At 61.0% G+C, this 2,161-nt stretch carries 2 protein-coding genes; both read right to left on the bottom strand.

The genetic code is table 11. From position 1 onward, the window contains the following. Positions 1–73 precede the first annotated feature (73 nt). Positions 74–346 carry an HU family DNA-binding protein gene (locus EN932_RS34610; protein WP_006201846.1) on the bottom strand — a complete coding sequence of 91 codons (273 nt, stop codon included), beginning with the start codon at positions 344–346 and terminating at the stop codon, positions 74–76. 298 nt (positions 347–644) lie between these two features. Continuing rightward, positions 645–2,161: endopeptidase La (gene lon / locus EN932_RS34605; RefSeq protein WP_128369458.1), on the bottom strand; the 1,517-nt coding region annotated here is incomplete at its 5' end.

Below are 2,161 nucleotides of genomic sequence, written 5' to 3'. Positions count from 1 at the left end.
AACCAACGTAGGGCACCAAAATGAAAAGCCGGGCAAGCCCGGCTTTTCTGAGGTCTCTGAAAAGAAAAAACGCTTAGTTGACTGCGTCCTTGAGGCCTTTGCCGGCCGAGAACTTCGGCACGGTACGCGCCGGGATCTTCACTTCGGCGCCGGTCTGAGGATTGCGGCCGGTCGAGGCGGCACGCTTTGACACGGTGAAATTGCCAAAGCCGACAAGCCGGACATCGCCGCCCTTCTTCAGTTCGCCGGTGATCACGGAAAATACCGCATCGACCGCCGACTGCGCGTCACCCTTCGAAATGCTCGCGGCGTCGGCGACAGCGGACACCAGTTCGTTCTTGTTCATAAAAATTCCCTTCCATGAGAACACCGGAACTATCGACTCATCCGGCAGGAAACGGACTTTAGAAAGAAGCGCTCCCGCAACCAAGTCGAAAAGGCAGGAAAAAAGCGGAAAAAGCCCGGAATTCCGGGGTTTTTCACATGAAAAAGCCGGGCGTCAGGCCCGGCTCTCCGTTTGTGCGCTGCAACCTCGACGAAAACCAACGCATGGCCCCGAAAACCGTAGCCGGTTTGCGGCAAGGGCCATGCGCAAGTCTAAGCGTTAGAGCGTCCTTTGTGCGTCCAGATGGACGCCCGGCGCTCTAATGCGCCAGGGACTTTCCAGCGTCGTCGGCACTGTCTGTCGCAGCCGGCGGATTGACCGGCTCGACCCATTCGATCGGCTCCGGCATACGCACCAGCGCGTGGCGCAACACCTCGCCGACACGTGAGACAGGAATGATCTCCATGCCGTTCTTCACATTGTCCGGAATCTCCGCCAGATCCTTGGCATTGTCTTCCGGGATCAGCACCTTCTTGATGCCGCCGCGCAGTGCGGCGAGCAGCTTCTCCTTGAGCCCGCCGATCGGCAGGATGCGGCCGCGAAGCGTTATCTCGCCGGTCATCGCCACATCCGCCCGGACCGGAATACCCGTCAGTACCGACACAATAGCTGTCGCCATGGCAGCACCTGCAGACGGGCCGTCCTTCGGCGTGGCGCCTTCCGGCAAGTGCACGTGGATGTCGCGCTTGTCGAACAGCGGCGGCTCGATGCCGAAATCGACGGCGCGCGAGCGGACATAGGAGGCCGCCGCCGAAATCGATTCCTTCATCACGTCGCGCAAATTGCCGGTCACCGTCATGCGGCCCTTGCCGGGCATCATGACGCCTTCGACCGTCAGCAGCTCGCCGCCGACTTCCGTCCAGGCGAGTCCGGTAACGACACCGACCTGATCGTCAGCCTCGACCTGACCGAAGCGGAAGCGTTCAACACCGAGGTAATCGGCGAGGTTCGCCGCCGTGATGTTCACCGTCTTCTTCTTCGTCTTCAGGATCTCGGTCACCGCCTTGCGCCCGAGCTTCATCAGCTCGCGCTCGAGGCTTCTGACGCCCGCTTCACGGGTGTAGGTCTGGACGATGGCGCGGATCGCGTCCTCACCGACGGAAAACTCCTTCGGCTGCAGCGCGTGATCGCGGATCACCTTAGGCATCAGGTGCCGCTTGGCGATCTCGATCTTCTCGTCCTCGGTGTAGCCGGCGATACGGATGATCTCCATGCGGTCCATCAAGGGCGCCGGGATGTTCAGCGTGTTCGCCGTCGTCACGAACATGACGCTCGACAGATCGTATTCGACCTCGAGGTAGTGGTCCATGAACGTCGAATTCTGTTCCGGATCGAGGACCTCGAGCAACGCCGATGACGGATCGCCACGGAAGTCCTGGCCCATCTTGTCGATCTCGTCGAGCAGGAAGAGCGGGTTGGACTTCTTGGCCTTCTTCATCGACTGGATGACCTTGCCGGGCATCGAGCCGATATAGGTGCGCCGGTGGCCACGGATCTCGGCCTCGTCACGCACGCCGCCCAGCGCCATGCGGATGAACTCGCGTCCAGTCGCCTTGGCGATCGACTTGCCGAGCGAGGTCTTGCCGACACCGGGAGGGCCGACGAGGCACAGGATCGGCCCCTTCAGCTTCTTCTGGCGGCTTTGCACGGCGAGATACTCGACGATGCGCTCCTTGACCTTGTCGAGGCCGAAATGGTCGGTATCGAGCACGTTCTGCGCGAAAGCCAGATCCTGCTTGACCTTGGAGTTCTTGCCCCACGGGATAGACAGGATCC

The sequence above is a fragment of the Mesorhizobium sp. M7A.F.Ca.US.002.01.1.1 genome, assembly GCF_004022955.1.
GTDB classification, from domain to species: domain Bacteria; phylum Pseudomonadota; class Alphaproteobacteria; order Rhizobiales; family Rhizobiaceae; genus Mesorhizobium; species Mesorhizobium ciceri.
This window is presented reverse-complemented; position numbering and strand designations above follow the sequence as displayed.

Excerpts from the sequence above, each read along its gene's own strand:
- EN932_RS34610 (WP_006201846.1), bottom strand. The coding sequence starts at position 346 with ATGAACAAGAACGAACTGGTGTCCGCTGTCGCCGACGCCGCGAGCATT.